This window comes from Streptomyces sp. ML-6, assembly GCF_030116705.1.
Classification (GTDB): Bacteria; Actinomycetota; Actinomycetes; order Streptomycetales; family Streptomycetaceae; genus Streptomyces.
The window spans coordinates 3,910,730-3,936,932 of record NZ_JAOTIK010000001.1; the positions used below are offsets into that span (position 1 = coordinate 3,910,730).

General features: G+C 68.7%; 21 protein-coding genes. 7 read left to right on the forward strand and 14 right to left on the reverse strand.

The features are described 5' to 3' along the window. Nucleotides 1-61: 61 nt before the first annotated feature. The 7 genes from trxA to OCT49_RS17315 all read right to left on the reverse strand — a co-directional run bounded on the left by trxA (nt 62) and on the right by OCT49_RS17315 (nt 9,681). Nucleotides 62-394 carry a thioredoxin gene (gene trxA, locus OCT49_RS17285; RefSeq protein ID WP_283852786.1) on the reverse strand — a complete coding sequence of 111 codons (333 nt, stop codon included), beginning with the start codon at nt 392-394 and terminating at the stop codon, nt 62-64. A 45-nt stretch (nt 395-439) separates the two neighbouring features. Continuing rightward, on the reverse strand, nt 440-1,405 hold the full coding sequence (gene trxB / locus OCT49_RS17290; RefSeq protein WP_283852787.1) for a thioredoxin-disulfide reductase: 966 nt from the start codon (nt 1,403-1,405) through the stop codon (nt 440-442). Nucleotides 1,406-1,539: 134 nt separating this feature from the next. Further along, entirely contained in the window at nt 1,540-2,490 is a 951-nt protein-coding gene (locus tag OCT49_RS17295; protein ID WP_283852788.1) for an anti-sigma factor family protein, read from the reverse strand. Further along, entirely contained in the window at nt 2,487-3,218 is a 732-nt protein-coding gene (sigM, locus tag OCT49_RS17300) for an RNA polymerase sigma factor SigM (protein WP_283852789.1), read from the reverse strand. The genes OCT49_RS17295 and sigM overlap by 4 nt, the downstream gene beginning before the upstream one ends. A gap of 119 nt (nt 3,219-3,337) precedes the next feature. Beyond that, complete coding sequence (locus OCT49_RS17305) at nt 3,338-5,050, reverse strand: protein kinase family protein (protein ID WP_283852790.1); 1,713 nt, start codon at nt 5,048-5,050, stop codon at nt 3,338-3,340. A 127-nt stretch (nt 5,051-5,177) separates the two neighbouring features. Beyond that, on the reverse strand, nt 5,178-7,337 hold the full coding sequence (gene murJ, locus OCT49_RS17310) for a murein biosynthesis integral membrane protein MurJ (protein ID WP_283852791.1): 2,160 nt from the start codon (nt 7,335-7,337) through the stop codon (nt 5,178-5,180). A 49-nt stretch (nt 7,338-7,386) separates the two neighbouring features. Next, nucleotides 7,387-9,681 (reverse strand): DUF6049 family protein, encoded by a 2,295-nt coding sequence (locus OCT49_RS17315; RefSeq protein ID WP_283852792.1) that lies wholly within the window; start codon nt 9,679-9,681, stop codon nt 7,387-7,389. 184 nt (nt 9,682-9,865) lie between these two features. On the opposite strand from OCT49_RS17315, the gene OCT49_RS17320 reads away from it, so the two are divergent. Next, a complete protein-coding gene (locus tag OCT49_RS17320; RefSeq protein ID WP_283852793.1) occupies nt 9,866-11,308 on the forward strand; it encodes a CCA tRNA nucleotidyltransferase in 1,443 nt (480 codons plus the stop codon). A 204-nt stretch (nt 11,309-11,512) separates the two neighbouring features. On the opposite strand, the gene OCT49_RS17325 is transcribed toward OCT49_RS17320, so the two are convergent. The 3 genes from OCT49_RS17325 to OCT49_RS17335 form a co-directional block, all read right to left on the reverse strand. Then, nucleotides 11,513-12,802 carry an MFS transporter gene (locus OCT49_RS17325; RefSeq protein WP_283852794.1) on the reverse strand — a complete coding sequence of 430 codons (1,290 nt, stop codon included), beginning with the start codon at nt 12,800-12,802 and terminating at the stop codon, nt 11,513-11,515. A 124-nt stretch (nt 12,803-12,926) separates the two neighbouring features. Further along, nucleotides 12,927-14,009, reverse strand: a complete 1,083-nt coding sequence (locus OCT49_RS17330) for an inositol-3-phosphate synthase (RefSeq protein ID WP_283852795.1) — start codon at nt 14,007-14,009, stop codon at nt 12,927-12,929. A 61-nt stretch (nt 14,010-14,070) separates the two neighbouring features. Further along, entirely contained in the window at nt 14,071-14,778 is a 708-nt protein-coding gene (locus OCT49_RS17335) for a PadR family transcriptional regulator (protein ID WP_283852796.1), read from the reverse strand. 411 nt (nt 14,779-15,189) lie between these two features. On the opposite strand from OCT49_RS17335, the gene OCT49_RS17340 reads away from it, so the two are divergent. Together OCT49_RS17340 and OCT49_RS17345 are read left to right on the forward strand one after the other, a co-directional pair. After that, nucleotides 15,190-17,907 carry a transglycosylase domain-containing protein gene (locus tag OCT49_RS17340; protein ID WP_283852797.1) on the forward strand — a complete coding sequence of 906 codons (2,718 nt, stop codon included), beginning with the start codon at nt 15,190-15,192 and terminating at the stop codon, nt 17,905-17,907. A 102-nt stretch (nt 17,908-18,009) separates the two neighbouring features. Beyond that, on the forward strand, nt 18,010-19,509 hold the full coding sequence (locus OCT49_RS17345; protein ID WP_283852798.1) for a glycosyltransferase family 87 protein: 1,500 nt from the start codon (nt 18,010-18,012) through the stop codon (nt 19,507-19,509). Between the two features lie 51 nt (nt 19,510-19,560). Here OCT49_RS17345 and OCT49_RS17350 read toward each other — a convergent pair whose 3' ends face one another. The 3 genes from OCT49_RS17350 to OCT49_RS17360 form a co-directional block, all read right to left on the reverse strand. Next, nucleotides 19,561-20,592: an alanine racemase gene (locus OCT49_RS17350; RefSeq protein WP_283852799.1), complete on the reverse strand. Its 1,032-nt coding sequence runs from the start codon at nt 20,590-20,592 to the stop codon at nt 19,561-19,563. Between the two features lie 160 nt (nt 20,593-20,752). After that, a complete protein-coding gene (locus tag OCT49_RS17355) occupies nt 20,753-21,871 on the reverse strand; it encodes a lipid II:glycine glycyltransferase FemX (protein ID WP_148836973.1) in 1,119 nt (372 codons plus the stop codon). Between the two features lie 295 nt (nt 21,872-22,166). Beyond that, a complete protein-coding gene (locus OCT49_RS17360; RefSeq protein ID WP_283852800.1) occupies nt 22,167-22,481 on the reverse strand; it encodes a hypothetical protein in 315 nt (104 codons plus the stop codon). A gap of 278 nt (nt 22,482-22,759) precedes the next feature. Here OCT49_RS17360 and rpsF point away from each other — a divergent pair, with 278 nt between their 5' ends. The 4 genes from rpsF (at nt 22,760) to rplI (ending at nt 24,457) form a co-directional block, all read left to right on the forward strand. Next, nucleotides 22,760-23,050 carry a 30S ribosomal protein S6 gene (rpsF, locus tag OCT49_RS17365; protein ID WP_015609864.1) on the forward strand — a complete coding sequence of 97 codons (291 nt, stop codon included), beginning with the start codon at nt 22,760-22,762 and terminating at the stop codon, nt 23,048-23,050. A gap of 71 nt (nt 23,051-23,121) precedes the next feature. Further along, nucleotides 23,122-23,712, forward strand: coding sequence for a single-stranded DNA-binding protein (locus OCT49_RS17370; RefSeq protein WP_283852801.1), 591 nt, complete (start codon nt 23,122-23,124; stop codon nt 23,710-23,712). Between the two features lie 43 nt (nt 23,713-23,755). Continuing rightward, nucleotides 23,756-23,992 (forward strand): 30S ribosomal protein S18, encoded by a 237-nt coding sequence (rpsR, locus tag OCT49_RS17375; protein WP_003967857.1) that lies wholly within the window; start codon nt 23,756-23,758, stop codon nt 23,990-23,992. Nucleotides 23,993-24,010: 18 nt separating this feature from the next. Then, nucleotides 24,011-24,457 carry a 50S ribosomal protein L9 gene (gene rplI / locus OCT49_RS17380; protein ID WP_148836976.1) on the forward strand — a complete coding sequence of 149 codons (447 nt, stop codon included), beginning with the start codon at nt 24,011-24,013 and terminating at the stop codon, nt 24,455-24,457. Nucleotides 24,458-24,639: 182 nt separating this feature from the next. On the opposite strand, the gene OCT49_RS17385 is transcribed toward rplI, so the two are convergent. After that, nucleotides 24,640-25,977 carry an MATE family efflux transporter gene (locus tag OCT49_RS17385; RefSeq protein WP_283852802.1) on the reverse strand — a complete coding sequence of 446 codons (1,338 nt, stop codon included), beginning with the start codon at nt 25,975-25,977 and terminating at the stop codon, nt 24,640-24,642. Nucleotides 25,978-26,203 lie beyond the last annotated feature (226 nt).

Consider the following 26,203-nt stretch of genomic DNA (forward strand, 5'->3'; position numbering starts at 1 on the left):
AGCGAAACGGGTCCGTCCCCGAGGGACGGACCCGTTTCACGTGAAACATCGTGCTGCGGTGCTACGCGCCGATGAAGTCTTCGAGGTCACGGAGGATCGCGGCCTTCGGCTTGGCACCGACGATGGTCTTGGCGACCTCGCCGCCCCGGTAGACGTTCAGGGTCGGGATGGACATGACGCCGTACTTGGCGGCCGTGGCCGGGTTCTCGTCGATGTTGAGCTTGACGATCTCGATCTGCTCGCCATGCTCGGCGGCGATGGCCTCCAGAGAGGGCGCGATCTGACGGCACGGACCGCACCAAGCGGCCCAGAAGTCCACCAGTACAGGCTTCTCGCTCTTCAGGACGACCTCGTCGAAGGAGTCGTCGGTCACGTTCTTCAGGGCGCCGGCCACGGCGACCTCCTTAACTTCTTGGGGGTGTGGGGTGAGAAGCGTGGATCAGACGGTGGCCACGGCGGTGGCCTTCTCGTCGTCGGCGAGCGCGGCAAGGAAGCGCTCGGCATCGAGAGCTGCCGAGCAGCCCGTGCCGGCAGCGGTGATGGCCTGCCGGTAGATGTGGTCGACGACGTCACCCGCACCGAAGACACCGGTGAGGTTGGTGCGGGTCGAGGGGGCGTCGACCTTGAGGTAACCCTCTTCGTCGAGGTCGAGCTGGCCCTTGAAGAGTTCGGTGCGCGGGTCGTGGCCCACCGCGATGAACAGGCCGGTCACCGCGAGCTCGGAGGTCTCGCCGGTTTTGGTGTTCCGAAGGGTCAGGCCGGACAGCTTCTGCTCGCCGTGGATCTCGGCGACCTCGCTGTCCCAGGCGAACTTGATCTTCGGGTCGGCGAAGGCGCGCTCCTGCATGGCCTTGGAGGCGCGCAGTGTGTCCCGGCGGTGGACGATGGTGACCGACTTGGCGAAGCGGGAGAGGAAGGTTGCCTCTTCCATCGCGGTGTCGCCGCCGCCCACCACCGCGATGTCCTGGTCCTTGAAGAAGAACCCGTCGCAGGTGGCGCACCAGGAGACGCCGCGTCCGGAGAGGGCGTCCTCGTTGGGCAGACCGAGCTTGCGGTGTTGGGAGCCGGTCGTCACGATGACGGCCTTGGCGCGGTGAACCGTGCCGGCCGTGTCGGTGACCGTCTTGATGTCCCCGGTGAGGTCCACGGAGACGACGTCGTCGGGGACGAGCTCGGCACCGAACCGCTCGGCCTGGGCGCGCATGTTGTCCATGAGCTCGGGGCCCATGATCCCGTCCTGGAAGCCCGGGAAGTTCTCCACGTCGGTGGTGTTCATCAGCGCGCCACCGGCGGTGACGGCGCCCTCGAACACCAGCGGCTTCAGCGAGGCACGTGCGGTGTAAAGGGCGGCCGTGTAGCCCGCGGGGCCGGAGCCGATGATGATCACGTTACGGACGTCGCTCACGGGTTTCTTCCTCGTCTCTGCAGACTGCCTACTGTCCACGCCTACTGGGGTCGGTTCAACGACTCTCACCCCACCCAACGGATCCTACGGGGGATGCATTCCCCGACGTGTCGGAGCGGCTCCGGAAGCGTTTTTCAGGGGCGCGCGTAGGTGCGGGTCAGCAGGAGCTTGCTCTTGTCCGTGGAGTTCTGGACGCAGGTGGCATCGACGACATAAGCCTGCACACGGCCGGTGTCGGAAGGGTGCGGAAGGACGACGAGGAAGGCGTCCGTGCCCTCGTAGGCCCCGGTTTCCGCAGCGAGGGCCGGGGCCTTGCGGCCGATGCCCTGCTGCACACAGGCCGGTACGGACACGGTGGGGGCTCGCAAGGGCGTCTGAGGCAGGGCGGTCGAATCGCCCGTGGGGGTCGACTGGGCCCCGACGGACGGGGCCTGCTTCTCGGTGTGGAAATCGTCCGGGCTCGAAGGCTTCGTCTCGGCGCCCAGGAGGAGGGTGTGTACCCGGCTTTCGAGTGGGGTGCCGGAGAAGGTGTCCTCATTGCTCGCCGTGGAGCCGGACCGGCGGTCCGAGGCGCTGATGCCCGCAGAATCGTGGGTCGGCTGGAGCCCCTGGATGATGAAGACGCTCATCCCGATCATGGCTGCGCCGAGGGCGGCACCGAGCACGGCGACGCGGCGGCTACGCCGGACCGGCCGTCGGCCGGGACCCGTGGCCGCGCGGGGGCGGCCTGCCGGGCGGTCCGGGGGACTGCCGGGATCGGGGACGGACTTCTGTATCGGCAGAAGCTCCGTTTCACGTGAAACATGTGCGGAGTCGTCGGGTGCTTCGGTGTCCGTGAGAGCTGCTTCGGCGGCAAGCGCGGCGTCGATGCGGTCCGCGACATCGTCCGGCATGCGTGGGGGCTCGGGCGTGGAGCCGAGCAGTTCCCGGATCTCCTGGAGGGCGGCATGGACCTCGCCGCAGGGTTCGCACCCCTCCACGTGGCGGTGGACCTCTGCCGCACGCGGCGGCGGGAGCAGCCCCTCCGTGAGGTCGGAGATCTCCGTGACGTCCGGATGCCGGGTCGTGTCGGTCGTTGATGTCATGCCTGTCCACCTCCGCCCTTCACTACTGCAGCGGGATCACCCGTGCCGGCGTTACTCGGCCCCGATGCCGGTGGGACGGATGAGCGCCCCGTCCGGTTCCTTTCCGCGCCGGATCCGCCGGTTCCCGCGTTCTCATTGCGGAGGTGGACGAGGCGGGGGGCCAGCCGGGCTCGCCCCCGTGCGCAGCGGCTCTTCACGGTGCCTGCCGGTACGTCGAGGATGCGTGCCGCCTCGGCCACGGGGTAGCCCTGCATGTCCACGAGGACGAGTGCGGCACGTTGCTCGGCGGGGAGAGTGGCGAGTGCGGCCAGCAGCTCGCGGTGGAGGTCCTGACGTTCCGCGGGGGCCTCTGCGGATTCATGCGGTTCGAGGAGTTGCTCGAACCGTTGGGTGTCGTCGATGGGCGCGGTTTTGCGGGTGGCCGCTTTGCGAACCCGGTCGAGACAGGCGTTGACGGTGATGCGGTGCAGCCAGGTGGTGACGGCGGACTGGCCGCGGAAGGTGTGGGCGGCCCGGAACGCGGAGACGAGGGCGTCCTGGACGGCGTCGGCTGCTTCCTCGCGGTCGCCCAGGGTGCGCAGCGCCACGGCCCACAGCCGATCGCGGTGGCGCCTCACGAGCTCGCCGAAGGCATCGGGGTCACCAGCCACATGGCGAGCGAGGAGGTCTGAGTCGCTGAGTGGTTCTGACGGCTCGGCGGCCACCTCCCCCTCCCTCCCTTTCTCCATGTCGCGGTGCGTCTGTCTATCACGATTCCGGGCGGGCGGGGCAGGGGGCGTGGGGCAGCCGTCCGATGTGGGCGCCGGATGTGCGGGAGGCCGGTGGGGCGTCCCCACCGGCCTCTTCGTCAGTTGAGTACGGAGATCTCCGCGATCCCGCCCCGATAGCCGCCCGTTCCGTCCGACGGGAGCTCGGTGACGTGGATCAGGACGTAGCGGGTTCGTACGGGCTTGTCCAAGGTCTGCTTCAGCTCCTTCCCCACCGTTTCGAGTTTCGTGAGGCGCTGCGGGAAGTCCGAGAGCAACGACGGGGCGGAGGCATCTGTACCGGCTGCGAGAACCTCGATCTTCTGTCCGCTGCGGTACATGCCGATCTCGAGGCCGGAGACGTCCTGGACGCTGCCCAGATCGACGACTATGCCACTGCCGTCCTTGCGGTTCGAGTAGTTGCCGAAGTTCGCGTAGCCCACATAGCGCGGGGTGACCCAGGCCGTGCTCGCATCGCCGTCGATGGAGTTCGACACCTGATTTGTCTGGATGCCCGAGCCGCTGGGCATGAACTCCGTCGCATCGGTGATCCGCAGCGGTTTGGGCGGGGCCGGTGCCTTTTCGTCGCCGCCCTTCGGAGTGGTCTGCGTGGTCTCTTCGGGCTCCGAGCCCTTGAGACGGTCGATGAGCGTTTCGGCGAGCTGCCAGCTGCCGAGGCCCAGTGCGGCGATGAGCAGCGCGGACACGGCCCACTTGAGGACCTTGCCGGTGCGGCTCTGGAGCGGGGCCGGTGGCACGACGACCACGGGCTGCGGGGGGACGGGCCCGCTCGGTGGACGGCCGTAGGAGCCCTGCTGGTAGGTCGTGCGCTGGTACTCGGGCGGCGCCGTGAAAGCGGGCTCCGGCGGACGGATGCGGGGCATCGCGGCCACGGCCTTGGCCAGCTCGTCCGGCGTGGTGCACGGCTGTTCCTGCCGGGAGGCGGTGGCGCCGTCGTTGGCCAGCGCGCGCATGGCGATCTCGGAGAGGCCGCGGTGGACGCCGGCCCGCACCTGGTCGGGGGCGATCAGCCCCACTCCCTTGGGAAGCCCCGTCAGGCCGTACGCGTCGTTCTCGTACGGCCAGCGCTGGGTCAGCGCGGCGTAGAGAAGGGCGCCGATCGCCTCGGTGTCCGCACGCTGCGGGCCCTCGGAGGTGATGCCCCGCAGAGCGGCGTTCACCGCGAGGCCGCGGATCCGGTACTGCCCGGTCGAGCTGCGCAGCACCGCACCCGGGGTGAGCCGCAGATGCGCGAGCCCTTCCCGGTGGGCGGCGGCCATGGCCTGGGAGACCTGGCTGACGAGCTGGTACGCGTCGTGCGCGTCCATCGGTCCCGAGGCCAGCAGGGAGGTGAGTTCGGTGGCGTCGGGGAGCCATTCGTGGACGACGTAGACGAGGTCGTCCTCCTCCACCGCGTCGAGCACCTGCACGAAGCGTGGGTCGCCGAGCAGGGCGGAGGACCGGGCCGCGGCCAGCACGGAACGGGCGCGGGGGTGATCGGCGGGGAGGAGATGGACGCCAACCGCCCGGCGCAGTTTCTCGTCCACGGCCCGCCAGCTGCTGAATCCGTCCAGACGGGTGACGCATTCCTCGAGCCGGTAGCGTCTGGCAAGTTTGTGGCCACTGTGCAGATCAGGGGTTGGCAGGGTGGGCCTGGAACCAATGCGCTCGCCGTCCGTCCCCTGTGGCTCCGAGCTCGTCTTGTCCTGAGCTTCTGCCGTCCCGTCGGTCGTGGCCTCGTCCGCCTTGGCGGTCAGCGGCTCGTCGCCACTGTTGTCGGCCACGTCGACGGCAGCCGTGCTACGTTCCGCCACCGTCGTTCCTGCCTCCCCATCCGTTGCGCGATGCCAGCCAGCTCTGCACAGTCACGCCAATTGTGCCCACACTCCGGCGCTATGCACGACACGCAAGGGGCGGGGATGGTTGTGCGGCCGACGGACCTCAGCGTCCGAGACGTCCTCGAACCATGCCGACCATGCCGTTGATCTCCTCGATCCGCATGCGCTTGGCGGCGACGAAGAAGACGCCCAGCAGGACGGCCCCGCCGCAGATCAGCGCGACGAGCGAGCCGAAGGCGCCTTCGCCCAGGCCCAGGAGCACGGCGAAGCCCACGCCTCCGCCGAGCACCGCCGCCGGGACGGCGGCCATGCACAGCCGGGCGTAGGTGCGTACGACGTGCGCGCCGTCCAGGTCCCCGCCCAGGCGGTTGCGCAGCCGCCGCCAGGCGATGCCCACACCGACGGCGTAGGCGAGCCCGTACGAGGCGGCCATGCCGACCACGGCCCACTCGGCGGGCAGCATCACGTAGCAGAGGGCCGAGGCGGCGGCGTTGACCGCGGCGACGATGACCGTGTTGTAGAAGGGGGTGCGGGTGTCCTCGTAGGCGTAGAAGCCACGCAGCACCACGTACTGCACGGAGTACGGGATCAGGCCGAGGCCGAAGGCCATGAGGATGTAACCCATCGACCGGGCCGCCTCGGTTCCGGCGGAGGAGTACAGCAGGGTGCACATCGGCAGGCCGAGGGCGAGGAACATGAAGGCCACCGGCACGATCGCGACGGCCGAGTTCCGCAGACCCTGCGAGATGTCGTCCCGGACGGCACCCGGGTCGTTGTCGTGGGCGGCGCGGGAGATGCGGGGCAGCAGGGCCGCCATGACGGACACGGTGATGATCGCCTGAGGCATGCCCCAGATGAGCTGGGCGTTGGAGTAGCCGAGGAAGCCGGCGCCGTCCTTGCCGGACAGCTTGCCCGCCGAGGTCGCGAGCTGGGTGACGACGATCACGCCCGCCTGGTTCGCCAGGACGAACAGGACGGTCCACTTGGCCAGCTTGACCGTCTTGCCGAGCCCGTGTCCCTTCCAGTCGAAGCGCGGACGGAAACGGAAGCCCGCCTCGCGCAGGTACGGAATCATGGCCAGGGCCTGCACGACGAGGCCGAGCAGCGTGCCGATGCCGAGGAGCCGGACCCCTTCCGCCGGAATCGTCTCGACGCCCATCCGGGACTCGGCGGACGTGCCGTAGACCCAGATGAACATGCCGAACGTGAAGATCATGACGATGTTGTTGAGGACCGGCGTCCACATCATCGCGCCGAACTTGCCGCGGGCGTTGAGGATCTGGCCCATCACGACGTGCACGCCCATGAAGAAGATGGTCGGCAGGCAGTACCGGGCGAACGTCACGGCGACGCTGTTGGCCGCCGCGTCCTGGGCGATCGTCGGCGACATCATGTGGATCAGCCAGGGGGCGGCGAAGACCGCGATCGCGACGATCACGCCGAGCGCGACCATCACGAGGGTCAGCAACCGGTTGGCATAGGCCTCGCCGCCGTCCTCGTCGTCCTTCATGGAGCGGACGAGCTGGGGCACGAAGACCGAGTTGAGGCCGCCGCCCACGGTGAGGATGTAGATCATCGTGGGCAGGGTGTACGCGATGGTGAAGCTGTCACCGAGCAGGGCCGCACCGAGCGCGGCGGTGATCACGAGGCTGCGGACGAACCCCGTCAGGCGGGACACCAGGGTGCCGGCCGCCATCAGGGCGCTGGACTTCAGCAGCCCGGAGACCCGGCCGCCGGACTTGGGCGGAGCGGCCGCAGGAGCCGGTTCGGGTGCCGCGGGGGCGGGTGCCGAGCCGGACGGGCCCTCCTGGTCCCGGAAGAGGTGTGCGAAGGCGTCGGGCTGCTCCTCGTCCCGGGAGGCCTGGCTGACGAGGTCGTCCACCCCGACGAACTGGGTGGTTGCCGCGTTGTCGCCGTACGGCAGGTGCCGCGACGGGCCGCCGGGCTCGGGGGGCGGGGCCTGTGCCCAGACGCGCGGGTCGGGCGGGTACTGCGCCGCAGGCGGCTGCTGGTAGAGCGGATGAGGCTGCTGGTAGGTGCCCGGGGGCGGCGGCGGGTGCGCGGCGCGGTCGTACAGGGCCTCGGTCACCGGGTCCTGGACGGTCAGGTCCTGGGCGCGGTAGGGGTCGCGGTCGTAGGCGTCCTGGAGGTACGGGTCGGGCATCGGCGGAACCTGGCCGGGGCCCTGGGGCATCGGAGGCCCGCCGGAGGACCCGGCTCCGCCCGCACCCTGACCGCGGTCACCGTCATACGGCGCGTTCATCGAAACCCCACCTCATCGTCCCCGGCCGACCGGCCACGCCAGACATCGCTCAACGTTCCACTTTCTCACCCGGCGCCGAAGGCCCCCCGCTTTCCGGACCGGTGTCCGGCGTCGGGTCACTCGGCTGCTCGGGTTCGTCGCCACCGTCGGCCGGGCCGCCCGCGTTGACGCGCTTGCGCTGGGTGTACATCCTGACGCCCGCGAGGACCAGGAGCAGCAGCCCTCCGGCGATGACCAGCAGCACGGTCGGGGTGAGCTCGGAGACCTTCACGGTGAAGGTCATCTCCTCGCCGTACGGTGTGCCGTCCTCCGTGTAGAGCTGCGCCGTCATCCGCACCTGGCCGTTGATGTTGGCCGCGGCGTCGAACTTCACGGACTGGCTGTGGCCGGGACCGATGCGGATCGGCTGTTCCGCCACGGCTCCGCCGTCGTTCAGCCTGAGACGGGTGGCGTTCTCCGACTTCAGCCGGAGGACCAGGTGGTCCACACCCTGCAGCAGCCGGTTCTGCACGGTCACCGGGATGGTGGCGCTGCGGCCGGACAGGGTGACGTCCGACTTCGAGATGAGCTGGACCTCGTTGATGAGGCCCTGCAGATAGGTGCGGACCGAATCCCGGTACTGCTGGGCCTCCAGCGGCCGACCGCGCCACGACGTCGACATGGAGCGGTTGAGCGCGTTGCCGAAGGGGGTCACGACCCGCTCGGTCTGGGTGAGGATGACCTGGAAGTTGTCCAGCGAGACCTGGGTGGACTTGATGTCCTGGAAGGCCTGGGTGGGCAGCTCCTGGCTGCGGAGCTTCTTCGGGTACTTGGAGGCCTTGGGGACGGTCGTGGTGGCGTTGGCATCGGGCTTCGCCCCGGCCGCCTCCACGAGCCCGAGCGGCTGCGTCCAGCGCTCGTCGTCGAGCCCGTGCAGGGCGCGGGCCATCGACTGAGCCTGGGCGACCGTGGGTGTCCGCTGCGGTGCGACGACGATGCTCCGCTCCGCGTCGGTGTCCTGCTCGGCCAGCGCCAGGGTCAGCGCGAGGAACTTCTGCACGGCGAGGGTGGAGTCCTCCGCCTTCGACATGTCGCCCTGGAAGGCCGTGGAGAGCCGGGCGTCGGCGACGACCGCGGTGGTGCCGCCACCGATGGGCCGGGCGGCGGTCGGGGTGTAGGTCAGGTTGCCCGTCTCCTGGAGGCTGTCGCTGCGGGCGATCACCTTGTGGGCGCCGGCCGAGGTGGCGACATCGACGATCGACGGGTCGATCGCGCCGTCGACGGGCCAGGCGAAGTCGGTCGACGGTTTCACGTGGAGCACGGTCTGCACCGTCGTCGCCGCCGCCTCCGTGGCGGTCTGGAGGTGGCTGAGGGTGCCCGAGACGTTCTTGCCGCGGTGCGCGATGGACGCCAGATCGGGATCGGCAAACGGCAGCGCGACGACCTTCCCGTCCGCCACGGCGGCTTCGAGGGAGGTGAGCCACTTCTTGGCGACGGCCTGGTTCTTCCCGGCGACGGTGGTGTCACCGGACTTGACGCGGTAGTCCCCCGTCATCGCGTCGGCACTGGCCAGCAGGTCCGGGTCGATCACCCAGGTCACCGGGAGCCGGCTGCCCAGCGAGACCAGCTGCTCGAGACGCCCGCCCGGAGCCAGTTCGGCGGCCAGGCTGTCGTCCGCGAAGACGGGGGTCCGCTGATCGTCGGTATCCGTCTCGGCGGTGACGTGGGCCGACGCGATGAGCGGCCAGAGGTAGGTGACCTTGGTCCTGGAGTCGCGCTCCTCCTCCTGCCAGGGCAGGAAGGTCCGCTCGATCCCCAGCACCTGGCTGTAAGGGACCCGGGAGGTCTGCCCCGACAGCGAGACGCCGAGCTGGTAGACGCCGTCGTCGCCGAGCCCCAGCTTGCCGACCGGGACGGAGAGCGTGAAGTCCTGGCTGATGCCGGAGGGGAGCTTCGCGAACTTCACCGTGTACTTGCCGCCGAGCGGGGCGGGGTCGCTGCCGAGTACGAAGCCGGTGCGCTTGGCGGCGGTGTCGATCGCCGTCCTGCTGGGGAGCTTCGAGCCCACCCGCAGATCGACCGTGGCCTGGGTGATCGTCTCCTTGCCCCGGTTGGTCACGGTGCCGGAGATGGTCAGGGTGTCCCCTTTGACCGGGGCGCTCGGGGCCACGCCGTCCAGGGACACGTCGACCGTCCGGGAGCCGGTGGGGGCCTTGCCGATCTCGCCCGCCCGCGCCGCGGGCGCGGCCGGACCGGCCAGCAACGCCGCGACGAGCGGCGCGCCGATCATCAGGGCCGCGGTGCGCCGCAGCCACCGGCGGGCAGGAGAGGTACCGATCCCCTGGATGTCTGCCGGCTCGGCCACGCGCTTACCCGTCCCTCGTCGTCGTCAGCTGGTGTCGATGGTTGTCGGTTGCTGCGTCCACGCATGGTAACGATGTGCGCGAGTGCCCGTGGCCGGGGAGTGCGCTACAAGATCGGGAAGAGCTCTGCGGGGTGTGACGAAACCGGGACGACCGGGCCGGTCCGGGCACGTACCCTTTTCTGTTGTGCCGAACGCCAATGAAGACAGCTCCCGTGCCCTGACCCAGGTGCAGCACCGCGCAGTCAGCGAACTGCTGCGGGTCTCCCCGGTCGCCGACGACCTCGCCCGCCGTTTCCAGGAGGCAGGCTTCAGCCTGGCCCTGGTCGGCGGCTCGGTCCGGGACGCACTTCTCGGCCGCCTCGGGAACGACCTGGACTTCACGACCGATGCCCGTCCCGAGACCGTGCTGAAGATCGTCCGGCCGTGGGCCGACTCGGTGTGGGAGGTCGGGATCGCCTTCGGCACGGTGGGCGCCCAGAAGGACGGCTACCAGATCGAGGTCACCACCTACAGGTCGGAGGCGTACGACCGGACCTCGCGCAAGCCCGAGGTGTCCTACGGCGACTCCATCGAGGCCGACCTCGTCCGTCGCGACTTCACGGTCAACGCGATGGCCGTCGCGCTCCCGCAGAAGCACTTCATCGACCCCCACGGCGGTCTGGAGGACCTGGCGGAGCGCGTACTGCGGACCCCGGGAACGCCGGAGGAGTCGTTCTCCGACGATCCGCTGCGCATGCTGCGGGCGGCCCGTTTCGCCGCCCAGCTGGACTTCGACGTCGCTCCGGACGTGGTCACCGCGATGACGGAGATGGCCGGGCGCATCGAGATCGTCTCCGCCGAGCGGGTCAGGGAGGAGCTCAACAAGCTCCTGCTCTCCGCCCACCCCCGCAAGGGGCTCGCGCTGCTCGTCGACACGGGGCTGGCGCAGCAGGTGCTGCCGGAGCTCCCCGCGCTGCGTCTGGAGAGTGACGAGCATCACCGTCACAAGGACGTCTACGAGCACTCGCTGACCGTTCTGGAGCAGGCGATCGACCTGGAGGAGGACGGGCCCGACCTGACCCTGCGCCTGGCCGCTCTCCTCCATGACATCGGCAAGCCGAGGACGCGACGCTTCGAGAAGGACGGCCGCGTCTCGTTCCATCATCACGAGGTGGTGGGCGCCAAGATGGTCAAGAAGCGGATGACGGCGCTCAAGTACTCCAACGACATGGTCAAGGACGTCTCGAAGCTGGTGGAGCTCCATCTGCGCTTCCACGGCTACGGAGACGGCGAATGGACCGATTCCGCAGTCCGGCGGTACGTGCGCGATGCCGGCCCCCTGCTGGAACGGCTGCACAAGCTGACCCGCTCGGACTGCACCACGCGGAACAAGCGCAAGGCCGCCGCCCTCTCGCGTATCTACGACGGTCTTGAGGAGCGCATCGCCCAGTTGCAGGAGCAGGAGGAGCTGGATGCCATCCGGCCCGACCTGGACGGCAACGAGATCATGAAGATTCTAGGCATCGGCCCCGGGCCGGTGATCGGCAAGGCGTACGCGTTCCTGCTGGAGCTGCGGCTGGAGCACGGGCCGATGGGGCACGAGGCGGCGGTCGGGAAGCTCAAGGAGTGGTGGGCCGCGCAGAGCTGAGGGTTCCGGGTCTACGAACCAGGGTGACGAGAGGGCGACGTGTGGTCATGTTTCACGTGAAACATGACCACACTCTTGGCTCCGTGCCACTGGACTCGTTGAACCCACGATCCGGGGGCGGCATGCCCGGCTCCGGGTGTCGTGTGTCCGGCTTCGGACTCCTGTCTGGCGAGGGCGCCGTTTCACGTGAAACATCCGCTCGCCTCACTCCTGCCCTGAGGGCCGGAGTGCCGTGCTGGCGGTGCGGCTCCATCGGAACATCGCCGCGGCGACGACCGCGTAGAGGACAGCCACTCCGATCACTACCGCGGGCGACCGTCCGTCGGGCGGCAGGGTCACGGCGGCGACGGCGGCGGCCCCCACGAAGGCGACGTTGAACAGTACGTCGTAGAGGGAGAAGACCCGACCGCGGTAGAAGTCGTCCACCGAGGTCTGCACCACCGTGTCCGTCGCGATCTTCACGCCCTGGGTGACCAGCCCGAGAACGAACGCCGCGACCAGCATTGGCGCGGGGACGAACCACAGCCCCAGCGCGGGTTCGAGGACGGCGGCCGTCGCCGCGCACACCGCCATCCAGCCGAACCGTCCGAACCGGCCCACTGCCCAGGGCGACAGCACGGCTGCCGTGAAGAACCCCGCACCGGAGGCACCCACCGCCAGTCCGAGAAGGGCCAGCCCCTCGGAATCGGTACCGGCCCAGGCGTACCGGCAGAGCATCAGCACCGTCACGGTCAGGGCCCCGTAGCAGAAGCGGATCACGGCCATGGCGGCCAGCGCCCGGCCGGCCGGCTTTCGCTCCGCCAGGTGACGCAGACCGTCGGCGAGGCCCCGTGCGGTGACTGCCAGGGCCGCCCCCAGGCGGGCACGGTTCCCCTCCTGATCCGGCCCGAGCAACCGGATGCCAAGAGTCAGGGAGGTCAGCGCCGAGGAGAGGTAGAGCAACGCGGCCAGCAGCACCACTACGGCGTCGGAGTCCGAGACCAGCAGCCGCACGACGAAGGCGAGACCACCGCCGGCCGTGGCGGCGAGCGTACCGGCTGTGGGCGAGAGCGAGTTGGCCAGCACCAGCCGGTCGTCGTCGACCACTCGTGGCAGTGCTGCCGAGAGACCGGCCAGCACGAAGCGGTTCACCGCGGTGACGCACAGGGCCGAGGTGTAGAAGAGCCATTCGGGCGCGGAGCCGAGGATCAGGAGCGCGGTGCAGCAGGCGAGCGCGGCGCGCAGCAGATTGCCGTACAGGAAGACCTGACGGCGCGACCAGCGGTCCAGCAGGACACCGGCGAAGGGGCCGACAAGCGAGTACGGCAGCAGCAGAACGGCCATTGCCGAGGCGATGGCACCGGCCGAGGCCTGTTTCTCCGGGGAGAAGACGACGTGTGCCGCCAGCGCCACCTGGTAGACACCGTCGGCGGACTGGGAGAGGAGTCGTACGGCGAGCAGACGACGGAAGTTTCGAAGGCGCAGAAGAACGCGCAGATCACCGACGACGGCCATGCGATCAAGAGTCACATACGCCGAGGGCCCCCGGGCGGATTACCCAGGAGCCCTCGACGATGCGGAGGGGCGGGAGCGTTGCCGCTCCTCGCCGGGCCGCGCCGACGCACCGTGTCCGGTCGCGTCAGTTGGAGACCTCGCCGCGGATGAACTTCTCGACGTTCTCGCGGGCCTCGTCGTCGAAGTACTGGACCGGCGGGGACTTCATGAAGTACGAGGACGCGGAGAGGATCGGGCCACCGATGCCGCGGTCCTTGGCGATCTTCGCGGCGCGAAGGGCGTCGATGATGACACCGGCGGAGTTCGGGGAGTCCCAGACCTCGAGCTTGTACTCCAGGTTCAGCGGAACGTCACCGAAGGCGCGACCCTCCAGGCGCACGTAGGCCCACTTGCGGTCGTCCAGCCAGGCGACGTAGTCCGACGGACCGATGTGGACGTTGTTCTCACCGAGCTCACGGTCCCGGATCTGGGAGGTGACGGCCTGCGTCTTGGAGATCTTCTTGGACTCCAGGCGCTCGCGCTCGAGCATGTTCTTGAAGTCCATGTTGCCGCCGACGTTCAGCTGCATCGTGCGGTCCAGGATGACGCCCCGGTCCTCGAAGAGCTTCGCCATCACGCGGTGCGTGATGGTGGCGCCGACCTGCGACTTGATGTCGTCACCGACGATCGGGACACCGGCCTCGGTGAACTTGTCCGCCCACTCCTTGGTACCGGCGATGAAGACCGGGAGGGCGTTGACGAACGCGACCTTGGCGTCGATGGCGCACTGCGCGTAGAACTTCGCAGCGACCTCGGAACCGACCGGCAGGTAGCAGACGAGGACGTCGACCTTGCGGTCCTTGAGGACCTGGACGACGTCGACCGGGGCCTCGGAGGACTCCTCGATCGTCTGGCGGTAGTACTTGCCGAGACCGTCGTGGGTGTGGCCACGCTGGACGGTGACGCCGGAGGTCGGCACGTCGCAGAGCTTGATGGTGTTGTTCTCGCTGGCACCGATGGCGTCCGCGAGGTCGAGGCCGACCTTCTTCGCGTCGACGTCGAAGGCGGCGACGAACTCGACGTCACGCACGTGGTAGTCGCCGAACTGGACGTGCATCAGACCGGGCACCTTGCCGGCCGGATTGGCGTCCTTGTAGTACTCGACGCCCTGGACCAGCGAGGCGGCGCAGTTGCCCACGCCGACGATGGCTACGCGAACCGAACCCATTCCGGTTGCTCCCTGTGTGTTTTGGATGTTCCCTATGAAGCCCCGCGGATCTGCGGGGGCCTCACTTTGCGGTGTCGTCGGACGGATCCGGCGGGGAGTCACCCCTGCGCCGGGGCAGGCCGTCCGTCTCTCCTGCTGTGTTCTGCTGAGCTTCGCTCCCGGGCGAGGATCGTCGCTGATCCCGTCCCGACCGCTCGCTCTCGATGAGCTCGTTCAGCCAGCGCACTTCGCGCTCCACGGATTCCATGCCGTGTCGCTGCAGCTCAAGCGTGTAGTCGTCGAGGCGCTCACGAGTGCGGGCCAAGGAGGCCCGCATCTTCTCCAGGCGTTCCTCCAGCCGGCTGCGCCGGCCCTCCAGCACACGCATCCGGACCTCGCGCTCCGTCTGGCCGAAGAAGGCGAAACGGGCCGCGAAGTGCTCGTCCTCCCAGGAGTCGGGACCGGTGTGCGAGAGCAGCTCCTCGAAGTGCTCCTTACCTTCCGCCGTCAGCCGGTAGACGATTTTCGCGCGGCGCCCGGCCAGTGAGGAGGCGGGAGCGGCCACACGGCCGGTGGGTGGCGGGAGGTCGGCGGGAGCGCTCCCCGGTTCCTCGATCAACCAGCCGTTGGCGACCAGCGTCTTGAGGCAGGGATAGAGGGTGCCGTAACTGAAGGCGCGAAAGATCCCCAGTGAGGTGTTGAGGCGTTTGCGCAGCTCGTACCCATGCATCGGGGATTCACGGAGCAGACCGAGAACGGCGAATTCGAGGATGCCGGAGCGCCTGCTCAACTTCGCCTCCTCGTTCTCCGAGTGCTTTCGGGGAACCTCTGAAGCGGTCCCGCGGAACCCTGTGCCGGGCTGATGTACCGAGCTGATGTATCGACTCGATACATCACGACGATAGATCGGTGACAGCGTTGCGACAAGAGGGGGCATCGTGAACGGCGTCACATCGTGAATTCGTAGGCACCGACTTGCGTTGTTTGAGGTGAAGTTCGGCCCTAGGCGGGTTTTGACCGTGCGTAGTCTGTGCGGCATGCAGACCACCGGGAACCGCGTGACGCCCCCGCGCGTCAGTTTTCGCGGACTAGCCGGACGCACTGCGGGCGGGCCCGTCACCAGGCTGGCCCGTCATTCGGGGGGACCGGATCTCAACTGCCGCTTCCAGGCGCTCTCGCCTGCCCGAGGAGTAGTCGTTCGATGAGCGAGCACCGTCGCAAAGCGCCGCAGCCACAGGGTGGCGGGCGTGCAGCGGCCAGACGAGCAGCCCAGCGTTCCTCAGGACGCCGCGCAGCTCCGTCACATGGAGTGACGTCTGAAACACCTTCCGATTCGTACGGCGGACGCGCCGAGGCCAGACGCGCCGCCCAGCGGGGCGGCGGGAGCCGTCGTGCCGCCGAGGGCGGTGGGGCGGGCCGCGGGGGCGGCGGCCGTCGCCGTGGTGGCGGCGACGGAGGGCCCGAGGAGCCGGGCCGGGGGCGGGGCCGTGGCGCCCGGCGTCCGGGCAAGAAACGCTTCATCGACTACCCCCGTGCCGACAAGGACGGCTTCCGGCGCTGGGTTCCGTCCTGGAAGCTGGCCTCCGGCCTCTGCATCGGCTTCCTCGGCCTGCTCATGGGCCTCGCCGGTCTCGCCTACGCGATGGTCGACCAGCCCAAGGTGAACGAGGCCGCGAAGGCGCAGAACAACGTCTACTACTGGGACGACGGCACGCAGATGGTCGCCACGGGCGGTGAGGTCAACCGTCAGATCATCAACTATGAGCAGATCCCCAAGGCGATGCGGGACGCCGTCATCTCGGCCGAGAACAAGACCTTCGAGCACGACCGGGGCATCGACCCCATGGGCATCGCCCGAGCCCTGTTCAACATGGCCACCGGGGGCGAGACGCAGGGTGGTTCCACGATCACCCAGCAGTACGTGAAGAACTCGCGTCTGTCCCAGGAACAGACCCTGAGCCGGAAGTTCCAGGAACTCTTCATCACGCTCAAAGTCAACAACAGCATGAAGAAGAATCAGATCATCACGGGCTATCTCAACGTCTCGTACTACGGTCGAGGTGCTTCGGGTCTCCAGGCGGCGGCCCGTACGTACTACGGCAAGGACGCGATAGACCTGAATCCGAGCGAGTGCGCGTTCCTGGCGACGCTGCTCAAGGGTGCGTCCTACTACGACCCGGCGGGCGCTCCCGATGTCGACCCCGAGCAGGCGACCAAGGAACTGAACACCGAGCGGGCCAAGAAGCGCTGGAAGTGGATCCTCGACGAAGAGGTGAAGGACGGCCGCCTCTCGAAGACGGAGCGCGCCAAGTACACCGAGTTCCCGATGCCCAAGCCGCCGCGGAAGAACGCCCAGCTGGGCGGCCAGATCGGTTACCTGGTCGACCTCGCCAAGAAGTCCTTCCTCAACAACAACGACCGTGGCATCACCGCGGACATGCTGGCCCAGGGCGGCTACGAGATCCACACCACCTTCAACAAGAAGAAGGTCGAGCAGCTCGAAGCCGCGGTCCAGAAGGTCTACGACAGCAAGATCAAGCCGAAGGAACGCCCGAAGACGGACACCCACGTCCAGTTCGGCGGCGGGTCGGTGGATCCCAAGACCGGGGCCATCGTGGCGATCTACGGCGGTCAGGACGCGACCAAGCACTTCACCAACAACGCGGATCCGACAGGTGCGCAGGTCGGTTCGACCTTCAAGCCCTTCGTGCTCGCGGCGGCGATGCAGTACGGCAAGCGCGACCCCTCGCTCGGCGAGGAGCAGGACGATTCGCAGCGCACGAAGGTCTCGCCGCTCAGCATCTACAACGCCGACGACATGCTGAAGATCAAGAAGTACAACGGCGAGATCTGGACCGACGAGAACGGCAAGGAGTGGCTGCAGGCCAACGACGGCGGTGAGTCGAGGGGCAACATCACCCTCCGCGAGGCCATGCAGTGGTCCGCCAACTCCCCGTACGTGCAGCTCGGCATGGACGTCGGCACCGACAAGGTGAAGGACGTCGCCATGGCCGCGGGGCTCAAGGACGACAACCAGATGGCGGACTCGCACGTGCCGTCGTTCTCCATCGGTACGTCCTCGCCCAGCGCGATCCGCATGGCCGGCGCGTACGCGACCTTCGCGGCCAGCGGCAAGCAGCGCGAGCCCTACTCGGTCACCGAGGTGAAGCACGGGGGCGAGGTGATCTACCAGCACAAGGAGGTCGTCAAGAGCGCCTTCGACCCCGCGATCGCCGACAACGTCACCGACGTCCTGAAGAACGTCGTCGACAAGGGCACGGGTACCCCCGCGCAGCTCCCCGGCCGGGAAGTGGCGGGCAAGACGGGTACGACGGACGACAACAAGTCCGCCTGGTTCGTCGGCTACACGCCGCAGCTGTCCACGGCCATCAGCATGTACCGGCTCGACGACGACGCGAACAACAAGAACCGCGCGTTCGAGAAGATGTACGGCACGGGTGGCGAGCGGACGATCCACGGTGCCTCGTTCCCGGCGCAGATCTGGCACGACTACATGGTCGACGCGATGAAGGGGAAGAAGGCCATCGCCTTCCCCGAGCCGGGACCGATCGGTGACAAGGTCTACGGCGGCGGCGCGCAGAGCCCCAAGCCGACGCCCACCAAGGAAGTGACGCCCACGCCGACCAAGACGGAGACCGAGACGCCTCCGGCGAGCACGAGCCCGTCGCCCAACCCGACCGGGAGCTGCGACACCTGGGACTGGGACTGCCAGCACAACAACGGCGGTACCAACAGCGGTGCGAACGGTGCGAACGGCGGGGACTCGGGCGACACCGGAGGCTTCCCGAGCACGTCTCCCTCGCCACCGAACGGCGGCGGTGACAACAACGGCGGGGCCGGAAACGGCGGCAACGGCAACGGGGCGAACGGCGGATTCATCGCCGGACCGGCCGGATAGCCCCCGCCGGGGCCGCAGGGCCGACCGGCAGTGAGGGCCGCCGCACCCCGGGGTGCGGCGGCCCTCACCGTTTTCACGGGCACGTACGGCAGTATGAGCGGCATGCCGAGCGCAGAAGACACGAGTGTGCACCAGCCTCAGGAACAGCCTGTCGTACGGCCCACGCACCAGGACAGGATCGCCGAGGCCGGCAGCGAGCTGATCGGCGGACGCTCGGGGCGCTGGGCGAGACTCGGCGGCACGACGCTCACACCCGTGGCCGTTGTCGCGCTGGTGGCCCTCGGGATGTTCGCGCTGGGCATGGTGCAGAAGCTGCCCTGCTACAACTGGGCCTGGTTCAGGGGAGCGGGCTCGCAATACACCCACGCCTGCTACTCGGACATCCCGCACCTCTACGTGGGCCGCGGTTTCTCCGAGGGTCTCGTGCCGTACTTCGACCGGCTGCCCGGCGACATGCAGTACCTGGAGTACCCCGTGCTGACGGGGGTGTTCATGCAGGTCGCGTCCTGGCTGACGCCGGACGGGTCGATCCAGTACCGCGAGCAGATGTACTGGATGGTCAACGCGGGCATGCTGATGATCTGCGCCGTGATCATCGCCGTCTGCGTCGCCCGCACGCACCGGCGCCGCCCCTGGGACGCGCTGCTGGTCGCCCTCGCTCCGGCCTTCGCGCTCACCGCCACGATCAACTGGGACCTGCTGGCCATCGCGCTGACGGCCGCGGGGATGCTCATGTGGTCCCGGGGCCGGGCCCTGGCGTTCGGCGTCCTCATCGGGCTCGCCACGGCCGCCAAGCTCTATCCCGTGTTCCTGCTGGGGCCAGTGTTCGTCCTGTGCTGGCGGGCGGGCAAATGGCGGGAGTTCGGCACGGCCACGTTCGGGGCGGCGGTGTCCTGGCTGGTGGTGAACCTGCCGGTGATGGTCTTCGCGCCCGAGGGGTGGAAGAAGTTCTACACGTTCAGCGAGGAACGGGGCATCGACTTCGGTTCCTTCTGGCTGATCATTACGCAGCGCACCGGCGAGAGCATCGAGGTGTCGACCGTCAACACCGTCTCGACCCTGGTGACGGTCCTGCTGTGCGCGGGCGTCGGCGCGCTGACCCTGATGACACCGCGCAGGCCGCGCTTCGCGCAGCTCGCCTTCCTCGTCGTCGCGGCGTTCATCCTCGTCAACAAGGTCTACTCGCCGCAGTACGTGCTGTGGCTGATTCCCCTGGCCGCCCTGGCCCGGCCGCGCTGGCGCGATTTCCTGATCTGGCAGGCGTGCGAGGTCATGTACTTCCTGGGGATCTGGATGTACCTCGCGTACACGACGAGCGGCGACAAGCACCAGGGGCTGCCCACGGAGGGGTACCAGCTGGCGATCGCCCTGCACCTGCTGGGCACGCTGTACCTATGCGCCGTCGTCGTACGGGACATCCTCGTGCCGGAGCGGGACGTCGTACGGCTCGACGGGTCGGACGACCCGTCCGGCGGGGTTCTCGACGGGGCCCCGGACGCGTTCGTGCTGGGCCGGGCGGTCCGGCCGTCGCGGTACGCACATCCCGGGGCCGAGGCACCGAGGGTGGAGTGGGGCGCGACGCGGGGGCCGGCCGAGGACTGAGGACGGACCGGCCCCGGGGAAACGTCCGTTCCCGGGGCCGGTCCGTCCTCGTCAGCGGTCGACCAGGCGGTCGAACTGGGTGGTGGTGTGGCGCAGGTGGGCCACCAGCTCGTCGCCCACCTTCGGCTCCTGCGCGTCCGCCGGGACGAACAGGATCGACACCTGCATGTGCGGCGGCTCGGCGAACCAGCGCTGCTTGCCCGCCCAGACGAACGGCGACAGGTTGCGGTTGACGGTGGCCAGGCCCGCGCGGGCGACGCCCTTGGCCCGCGGCATCACGCCGTGCAGGGCCTTCGGGGCCTCCAGACCCACCCCGTGCGACGTGCCGCCGGCGACGACCACCAGCCAGCCGTCCGAGGCGGCCTTCTGCTGTCGGTAGCCGAAGCGGTCCCCCTTGGCGACGCGTGTGACGTCCAGGACGGACCCCCGGTACTCCGTCGCCTCGTGGTCGCCGAGCCACAGCCGGGTGCCGATACGGGCGCGGAAACGGGTCTGCGGGAACTGCTGCTGGAGCCGGCCCAGCTCCTCGGCGCGCAGATGGCTGACGAACATGGTGTGCAGCGGCAGCCGGGCCGCGCGCAGCCGATCCATCCAGGCGATGACCTCCTCGACCGCGTCCGAGCCGTCCGTGCGGTCCAGCGGGAGGTGCAGGGCGAAGCCCTCGAGCCGTACGTCCTCGATGGCGGCGTGCAGCTGCCCGAGTTCCTCCTCCTTGACGCCGTGGCGCTTCATCGAGCTCATGCACTCGATGACGACCCGTGCGCCCACCAGGGCGTGCACACCGTCCACGGAGGAGACGGACCGGATGACGCGGTCGGGCAGCGGCACCGGCTCCTCGCCCCGGCGGAACGGGGTGAGGACCAGGAGGTCGCCGCTGAACCAGTCCTTGACGCGGGCGGCCTCGTAGGTGGTGCCGACGGCGAGCATGTCGGAGCCGAAACGGATGGCCTCCTCGGCCAGCCGCTCGTGACCGAAGCCGTATCCGTTGCCCTTGCAGACCGGGATGAGGCCGGGGAACTGGTCGAGGACGGATTTCTGGTGCGCCCGCCAGCGCGCGGTGTCGACGTAGAGGGAGAGCGCCATGGCCGGTCCGGAACCTTTCTGGTGGCTGCGATGTGTCAGCGGTGCGCGGAGCCTGCCCGGGGGCCGCCCGCGGTGGTCGCTGGAGGGTGGGTCGGTGGAGGAACTGTCGCGATGCCCATTGAAACGAACGAAACCGGCTTCGTCAGCGGGGCGACGGGGATCAGCGCCGGGACATGTAGATGTCGAGCGCCTTGTGGAGCAGCTTGTTGAGCGGGAAGTCCCACTCGCCGAGGTACTCGGCGGCCTGCCCGCCGGTGCCGACCTTGAACTGGATGAGGCCGAAGAGGTGGTCGGTCTCGTCCAGCGAGTCGGAGATGCCGCGCAGGTCGTAGACGGTGGCGCCCATGGCGTACGCGTCGCGCAGCATCCGCCACTGCATCGCGTTCGAGGGCCGGACCTCGCGCTTGTGGTTGGCGGACGCCCCGTAGGAGTACCAGACGTGCCCGCCGACGATCAGCATCGTCGCGGCGGCGACGTTCTCGCCCTCGTGACGGGCGAAGTACAGCCGCATCCGGTTGGGGTCCTCGTTGTTGAGGGTCGTCCACATGCGCTGGAAGTAGGCCAGCGGACGCGGCCGGAAGCGGTCGCGCTCCGCGGTGATCTCGTAGAGCCGCTGCCACTCGGCGAGGTCCCCGTAACCGCCCTGGACGACCTCGACGCCGGCCTTCTCAGCCTTCTTGATGTTGCGGCGCCACAGCTGGTTGAAGCCCTTGTGGACGTCTTCGAGCGACCGGTTCGCCAGCGGCACCTGGAAGATGTAGCGGGGCTGTACGTCACCGAAGCCGGCGCCGCCGTCCTCGCCCTGCTGCCAGCCCATCTTCCGCAGCCTGTCCGCCACCTCGAAGGCCTGGGGCTCGATGTGGGTGGCCTTGACGTCGCGCAGCCGCTTCACTTCCGGGTCCTGGATGCCCGACTTGATCGCGGCCGCGTCCCAGCGGCGGATGACGACGGGCGGGCCCATCTTCACGGAGAAGGCGCCCTGCTGCTTGAGGTGCGCCAGCATCGGACGGAGCCAGTCGTCCAGGTTCGGGGCGAACCAGTCGATGACCGGGCCCTCGGGCAGGTAGGCGAGGTACCGCTTGATCTTGGGAAGCTGCCGGTAGAGCACCAGGCCGACGCCGACCAGCTGCCCCTCCTTGCTGAACCAGCCGAGGCTCTCCGAGCGCCACTCGGCCTTCACGTCCGCCCACGCCGGAACCTGCATGTGACTCGCCGCGGGCAGACTCTGGATGTACGCCAGATGCTGCTCTCGGCTGATGGTCCTCAGGGTCAGGCTCATGCGGGGCGCTCCTCGGCAGGTGTGTCCCCATGGGTCAGGGGCTCCGGCTCTCGCGCCGAAGCCTACTGTGACCGCGAAGCGCGCCGTCCGGCCCTATGGGGCCTTTTCGCTCCGCCACCGGCGGGGCACGGGGCGCCGGAACCCGCGCAGGGAGCGGTGCGGGGCCCGGAGGAGGACCCCGCGCAGGGAGCGGTGCAGGGTCCAGGGGAGGACCCTGCACCGCTCCAGGTGTCCGGTTGCGGCTCCCGCGGCTGTCGTGACGAACCCGACCCCGTCTGCCGGGGCCCGTCGTCCGTCAGCCCACCACGCCGCCGAAGAGGCCGCCGTGGGCCATGCCCAGGAAGAAGCCGATGGCGGAGGCGCCGAGGCCGATGATCAGCGGGAATCTCTCGCGCGTGGTCGCCGAGATGTACTGCCCGTAGGCACCCGTGAGGATGCCGATGAGCCCCGCCCAGGAACTGATCAGGTGGAGGTGGTGGAACATCGCCGTCACGAAGGCGAGCGCCCCCAGGGCCAGGGTCACGACGACCAGGATGTTCTGGAGCGGATGGGACTTGCCGTCGGTGGCGAAGAGCGAGACGGGGGGACGGGGTCGTACTGCCTGTGCCATGGAGCACCTCCTGGCCGAAAGGCGGCGCCTCGTGGCGCCGCTCACACCCGATGTGTCCAGATTGCGTCTCCTGACCACCGGATTTCAACCGGAAGCGGTTGTGCGGGTACTCTGTACGGTCTGCACCGGTGTCTGCCCAGGCCAGCACGTCGACTTCCTCGTGATCGAGGGCGCTGTCAGTGGCGGCTGTTCTGCTCGGGGACACTGTTGCTCACGCATCACGACCCTCCTGCCACGGAACGACCGTGGCCGCTGAGTCCAAAGGAGGTGGGTTTTACATGCGTCACTACGAGGTGATGGTCATCCTCGACCCCGATCTCGAGGAGCGCGCTGTCTCCCCGCTGATCGAGAACTTCCTCTCCGTCGTCCGTGAGGGCAACGGAAAGGTCGAGAAGGTCGACACCTGGGGCCGTCGTCGTCTCGCTTACGAGATCAAGAAGAAGCCCGAGGGCATCTACTCGGTCATCGACCTGCAGGCCGAGCCTGCGGTCGTCAAGGAGCTCGACCGCCAGATGAACCTGAACGAGTCGGTCCTCCGGACCAAGGTCCTCCGTCCCGAGATCCACTGAGCGTCTAGCTCAGAGGTCATCGGGTTCGAGTAGCAAGCAGCCAGAAGCAATCCCCGCCGAGAGGTTCATCCATGGCAGGCGAGACCGTCATCACGGTCGTCGGCAATCTCGTCGACGACCCCGAGCTGCGCTTCACCCCGTCCGGTGCGGCGGTCGCGAAGTTCCGCGTCGCGTCCACTCCTCGCATCTTCGACCGGCAGACCAATGAGTGGAAGGACGGCGAAGGCCTGTTCCTCACCTGCTCGGTCTGGCGGCAGGCGGCGGAGAACGTCGCCGAGTCGCTCCAGCGAGGCATGCGCGTCGTCGTGCAGGGCCGGCTGAAGCAGCGGTCGTACGAGGACCGCGAGGGCATCAAGCGCACGGTCTACGAGCTGGACGTCGAGGAAGTCGGCCCCAGCCTCAAGAACGCCACGGCCAAGGTCACCAAGACCACCGGTCGCGGTGGCCAGGGTGGATACGGCGGAGGCCAGCAGGGCGGCGGCAACTGGGGCGGCGGTCCCGGTGGCGGTGGCCAGCAGGGTGGCGGCGGCGCTCCCGCCGACGACCCGTGGGCCACGAGCGCGCCGTCCGGCGGTCAGCAGGGCGGGGGCCAGCAGGGTGGCGGCTGGGGCGGAAGCTCCGGCGGCTCCGGCGGCGGCTACTCGGACGAGCCGCCCTTCTAGGGCGACTCGTACCCCCACTTCTTGATCACACAGGAGAAACATCATGGCGAAGCCGCCTGTGCGCAAGCCTAAGAAGAAGGTCTGCGCGTTCTGCAAGGACAAGACCCAGTACGTGGACTACAAGGACACGAACATGCTGCGGAAGTTCATTTCCGACCGCGGCAAGATCCGTGCCCGCCGCGTGACCGGCAACTGCACGCAGCACCAGCGTGACGTCGCCACGGCCGTCAAGAACAGCCGTGAGATGGCGCTGCTGCCCTACACGTCCACCGCGCGATAAGGGAAGGGTGACCGAATCATGAAGATCATCCTCACCCACGAGGTCTCCGGCCTCGGTGCTGCGGGCGACGTCGTCGACGTCAAGGACGGGTACGCCCGTAACTACCTGGTTCCGCGTGGCTTCGCCATCCGCTGGACCAAGGGTGGCGAGAAGGACGTGGCGCAGATCCGCCGCGCCCGCAAGATCCACGAGATCGCCACGATCGAGCAGGCCAACGAGATCAAGGCCAAGCTCGAGGCCGTCAAGGTCCGTCTGGCTGTTCGCTCCGGCGACGCCGGCCGCCTCTTCGGCTCCGTGACCCCGGCCGACATCGCCTCGGCGATCAAGGACGCGGGTGGCCCCGACGTCGACAAGCGTCGCGTCGAGCTCGGCTCGCCGATCAAGACGCTCGGCGGACACCAGGTGTCCGTGCGTCTGCACCCCGAGGTCGCTGCGAACCTCGGCATCGAGGTCGTTGCCGCCTGAGGCACGGCTCCTCGGAGCAGATGAAGGGCCGCACCCCTCGGGGTGCGGCCCTTCGCCATTTCCGTTGTTCGGTTGTCCGGTGATTTCTCGAAAGGGAGGAACACTGGCCACGGACCGCCCCGGTGAGGTCGTGTTTCACGTGAAACCGTCGTTTCACGTGAAACACGGACATGGGGTCGGGGTCAGCGCGTGGCCCCGGTGACGATCCACCGGCCCGACCGGGTGCGCAGCCAGAGCGTCACCAGTCGGACGGCCATCATGAGGGTCATGGCCCACCACAGTGTGGTCAGGCCGCCACCGATCACCGGCACCAGCAGGGCGACCGGGGCGAAGACCGCGAGCGTGACGAGCATGGCCCAGGCCAGGTAAGGCCCGTCCCCCGCTCCCATCAGTACGCCGTCCAGGACGAACACCACACCGGCGATCGGCTGGGACAGCGCCACCACGAGGAGCGCAGGGAGCAGGGTGTCCTGCACGGCCTGATCACTGGTGAACAGAGGGACGAACAGCGGTCGGGCGAGGATGAGCAGTACCCCGAACACCACTCCGGAGGCGATGCCCCACTGCACCATCCGGCGGCAGGCCTCGCGTGCTCCCTCGGTGTCACCGGCTCCCAGGTAACGGCCGATGATGGCCTGCCCCGCGATGGCGATGGCATCGAGGGCGAAGGCCATCAGGCTCCAGAGGGAGAGGATGACCTGGTGTGCGGCGATATCGGTGTCGCCGAGGCGTGCGGCGACGGCCGTGGCGATCATCAGGACGGCACGGAGCGAGAGCGTGCGGACCAGCAGTGGAACACCTGCCTGGGCGCTGGCCCTGATGCCCGCGGCGTCGGGACGCAGCGAGGCACCGTGCTTCCGCGCTCCTCGCACCACCACGATCAGGTAGGCGGTGGCCATCGAGAGCTGGGCGATCACGGTTCCCCAGGCCGATCCGGCGATCCCCAGCCCGGCGCCGTAGACCAGTCCCGCGTTGAGGGCCCCATTGGCCGCGAAGCCCCCGATGGCGACGTACAGCGGGGTCCTGGTGTCCTGCAGGCCCCGGAGCACGCCGGTTGCTGCCATCACCACGAGCATGGCCGGGATGCCGAGGCTGGAAATCCTCAGATACGTGGTGGCGTAGGGCGCCGCCGTGTCGGAGGCGCCGAAGACGTCCACGAGCCAGGGGGCGGACGGGAGCACGACGGCGATGACGGCCATGCCCAACAACAGGGCCAGCCAGATGCCGTCCATGCCCTGCCGGATGGCGGCGGCCGGATCGCCCGCGCCGATCCGCCGTGCCACGGCCGCGGTGGTGGCGTACGCCAGGAAGACGAAGATGCTGACGGCGGTGGTCAACAGTGCGGCGGCGACGGCCAGGCCAGCCAGTTGCGGGGTGCCGAGATGGCCGACGATGGCGCTGTCGACCATCACGAAGAGCGGCTCGGCGACAAGCGCGCCGAAGGCGGGGACGGCGAGGGCGATGATCTCGCGGTCGTGCCGTCGACGACTGGATGGTGGCGATGCCGGGGCCTGGATCATGAGGGTCAATCTAATCTTCCACAGGTAATAGATGCAATGCTCTCTCAGTCCTTACTTTTGTTGGGGTGGGGCGTTCTCCCGTGCGCTGTTTGTCGTGATCTTGTGCCGACGCGCGAAGTTTTTCTCCCCCACAGTCGGTGGATGAGAAAAGCCCAGGTCAGCACGGTGATGGCGGAGGGGTTATGAGTTTGTCCACAGTGCTGTCCCCCGCTCCGTGCACAGGTTC